At 71.6% G+C, this 3,608-nt stretch carries 3 protein-coding genes and 1 pseudogene; 2 read left to right on the plus strand and 2 right to left on the minus strand.

The features are described from left to right. Positions 1 to 511: SPOR domain-containing protein (locus AX737_RS16950; protein WP_082773098.1), on the plus strand; the 511-nt coding region annotated here is incomplete at its 5' end. Between the two features lie 217 nt (positions 512 to 728). Beyond that, a pseudogene (nagZ, locus tag AX737_RS16955) lies at positions 729 to 1,637 on the plus strand (beta-N-acetylhexosaminidase); the annotation flags it as partial. A 101-nt stretch (positions 1,638 to 1,738) separates the two neighbouring features. On the opposite strand, the gene AX737_RS32170 reads toward nagZ, so the two are convergent. Together AX737_RS32170 and AX737_RS33375 are read right to left on the minus strand one after the other, a co-directional pair. Next, entirely contained in the window at positions 1,739 to 2,524 is a 786-nt protein-coding gene (locus AX737_RS32170) for an efflux RND transporter periplasmic adaptor subunit (protein WP_238229363.1), read from the minus strand. A gap of 94 nt (positions 2,525 to 2,618) precedes the next feature. Then, the coding region (locus tag AX737_RS33375) for a flagellin (RefSeq protein ID WP_156453792.1) at positions 2,619 to 3,608 on the minus strand (990 nt) is incomplete at its 5' end.

Below are 3,608 nucleotides of genomic sequence, written 5' to 3' on the forward strand. Positions count from 1 at the left end.
GATGTGTATAAGAGACAGCACCATGACGATGCCGACCGAGGAGCCGGCCCCGCGCGCCCGGCCCGCGCGCCTCGCCGCCGCGACGCCGCAGGCCCCGGTCCAGGCGGCCGCGCCAGCCGCGCCGGAGGCCGTCGCCGAGCAGCCGCGCCCCGTGCCCTCGATCCGCAAGGCCCCCCAGCGCCTCGCCTCCGCGTCGCCGGAGGCCGGCATCCCGGCCGAGCCCACCACCACGGCCGCGGCCGACGCGCCGGCTCTGAGCACCGCCGCGGTCGGCGGCTTCTCGGTGCAGCTCGGCGTGCGCGGCAGCGCGGGCGACGCCCAGACGGCGCTCCGCGAGATGCAGCGCAAGTACAGCCAGCTCGCCGGCAAGCCCGAGCTGATCCGCCAGGCCGAGGTCAACGGCAAGACCATCTACCGCGTGCGCGTCGGGCCGCTCGCCAAGGCCGAGGCGACGAGCCTGTGCAGCGCGCTGCAGGGCGCGGGCGGCCAGTGCTTCGTGGCCAAGAACTGAGCCAGAACCTGAGCCAGGACCTGAGCTGCGTCCTGAACCGCGGCGCCTAGCGCGCCGACGGCCTCTCCTCCGAGTCCGGAACGCAACACCCGCCGGGCGGCATCGCCCGCGGGCGAGGGCTGCCCCGCTTTCGCCTTGCGGGCGGGGTTCCTCCGGCGGATCCTCCTCGACCCCGGATCCCGATCCGGTCCCGTCCACCCCGCGCGAGCCCGTCCCGATGTCCTCCCGTGCCCTGATCCTCGGCTGCGCCGGCCGGACCCTCGCGCCGGAGGAGGCCGCCTTCTTCCGGGACGTGCGGCCCTGGGGCTTCATCCTGTTCAAGCGCAACATCGGCACGCCCGACGAGGTGCGCGCGCTGACCGCCGCGCTCCGCGACACGGTCGGCCGGGCCGACGCGCCGATCCTGATCGACCAGGAGGGCGGCCGGGTGCAGCGGATGGGCCCGCCGCACTGGCCGGCCTACCCGGCGGGCCGGGCCTACGCGCGCTTCGACGGGGCGGCGGCCGCGCTCGCCCGGCTCGGCGCCCGGCTGATGGCGCACGACCTCAAGGATGTCGGCATCAACGTCGATTGCGCGCCGGTGCTCGACGTTCCGGTAGCCGGCGCCCACGACATCATCGGCGACCGCGCCTACGGCACCACGCCGGCGGCGGTGGCCGAGATCGGCCGCGCGATGGCCGACGGGCTGATGGCCGGCGGCGTGCTGCCCGTGATGAAGCACATTCCCGGCCACGGCCGCGCGGCCTGCGACAGCCACCACGGCCTGCCGGTTGTCGAGACCGATCTCGCCACGCTGGAGGCACAGGATTTCGTGCCCTTCCGGGCGCTCGCCGACCTGCCGATGGCGATGAGCGCCCACGTGGTCTTCCGGGCCATCGACCCGGAGCGGCCCGCGACGCAGTCCGCCGCGGTGATCGAGCGGGTGGTCCGCGGCACGATCGGCTTCGACGGTCTGCTGATGACCGACGACCTCTCGATGCGCGCGCTTCGGGGCCCGTTCCGGGCCCGCGCCGAGGCGGCCTTCGCGGCCGGCATCGACGTGGCGCTCCACTGCAACGGCGAGCGCGCCGAGATGGAGGCGGTGGCCGAGGGCGCGCCGCTGCTGGCGGGCGAGGCCGCCCGCCAGCAGCAGGACGAAGGCCAGCACCACAAGCGCGCGCTGGCGCAGGGCGGGCTCGACGATGCCCCTCATGCATTCCCCCTCAGTCTTCGAAAGGCGCGGGCGCCTCAGCCCCGCGTCACCATGCGGTCGATGAACAGCGAGCCGCGCGAGATCACCCGCTCGCCGAGCGCGAGGCCTTCGAGGACCTCGATGTTGCCGCCGTCGATAATGCCGGTCCGGACGCGGCGGCTCTCGACCACGTTGCCAGGCTTCAGCACCCAGACGCTCACCTTGTGGCCTTCCAGCACGACCGCCGCGCGGGGCACCGCGTGGGAGAGGTTCTCGCGCTCGTTGATGATGCGCACGCTGGCGTACATCTCGGGCTTGAGGAGGCGCTGCGGGTTGTCGATGTCGGCCCGCACGGTGATGCGCCGGCTCGCCGGATCGACCGAGGAGCCGATGAAGTTGATACGGCCCTCGAAGACGCGGTCGGGGTGCGAGAGCACGCGGAACTGCAGCCGCCCCCCCATCTCGATCCGGGCGAGGTCGGACTCGCGCAGCTGCACGATGAGCCAGACCTTGGACAGGTCGCCGATGATGTAGGAGGGCTCGCCGCCGCCCGTGGTGACGTACTGGCCGGGGCCGATCTTGCGCTGGATGATGGTGCCGCTGAGCGGCGCGTTGATCGCGGTCGCGGGGTTGATGGCGCCCTTCTGCAGGTTGGCCATCTCGTCGTCGCGCAGGCCCAGGATGCGCAGGCGGTTCCTCACCGCCTCCAGCCCGACCTCGGCGGTCTTGGCGTCGTTGCTGGCCGTGTTGAGGTCGTTCTGCACGGTCTGCAACTCGCGCAGGGTCGTCACGCGCCCCTCGTAGAGATCGCGCTGGCGCTTCTCTGCAGCCTGGGTGGTCATGCGAGGGTGCCTCGAGTGCGCACCCACAGCCCAATCTCCTCGCACGTACGCAGGCCCGGCGCGGACCATCCACCGCGCCGGGTCGTATCCGTGATCAGCGCAGGAGCTGCAGGATGCCCTGGTTGGCCTGATTGGCCAGCGACAGGGCCGAGATCGCCAGAGACTGGCGGGTCGAGAGTGCCTGCGAGGTTGCCGCCTCCTCGTTCATGTCGGCGTTCACGAGGTCGGCCGAGCCGGTGTCGAGGACGTTGACGAGCTGCTTGGCAAAATCCTGGCGCGTCTGCACAACCGATAGGTTCGAGCCCAACGTCGAGGAGAGCGACTTCAGGTTCGTGAGCGCATTCGTCAGCGCGTCCGCAGCCTTCCCGAGGTCGGTGTTGTTCTGCACGCCGAAGTCGCCGCCGGCCTGACCCGTGCCGGAATCCACGAAGCGTCCGATCCCGAGTGCGTCCGCGGTGATCGCGCTGCCCTGGACCGCGAGCTTCGACTGGGCGGCACCGGTCTTCTCGTTGAACGCGATGGTCAGCCCATCGCCGTTCAGGAGGTTCGTGCCGTTGAAGCCGGCATCCTGGGCCGCCTGATTGATCTGGGTGCGCAGGTTGTTGAACTGATCGACCAACGCCGAGCGCTGCGCCGAGGTGCCGCCCGCCACGGAGAAGGCCGCGCCGCCCGTGAGCTTGGCCGTCTCGGTCGCGTCAGCCGTGAACGTGCCCGACGCCGTCTTGCCGGCCTGCATGGTGATCGTGTCGGAGCCGGTGCCCGTGACGACGAGTTGGCCGCGGGTGTCGATCGCGGCCGTAGCGATGCCGGACTTGTTGATGCCGTTGACGAGATCGTTCACCGTGTCGGCGGCCTTGATCGTGAAGGTGTAGTCGGTGTTGCCGGCCTTCAGCTTGACCTGATCCGCCTTCGTCGCGTCGACGCCGACGTTGTCCGCCCCGGCCGTGCCGAGCACGGTCTTCGCGAGCGCGGTGTCGCGCACACTCTTGCCGGCGGCGGTGGCCTGCGCGTCGGTGGCGAGCGCCTGAGTGGGTATCGGCGTGGAAAAAGGACCCGGCTGAGGGGCTGATCGGCGTCCAATAGG

Source organism: Methylobacterium sp. CCH5-D2 (genome assembly GCF_001556475.1).
GTDB classification, from domain to species: Bacteria; Pseudomonadota; Alphaproteobacteria; order Rhizobiales; family Beijerinckiaceae; genus Methylobacterium; species Methylobacterium hispanicum.

What these genes read in the sequence shown, in the direction of transcription:
- AX737_RS32170 (WP_238229363.1), bottom strand. Translation starts at nt 2,524, where the DNA reads ATGACCACCCAGGCTGCAGAGAAGCGCCAGCGCGATCTCTACGAGGGG.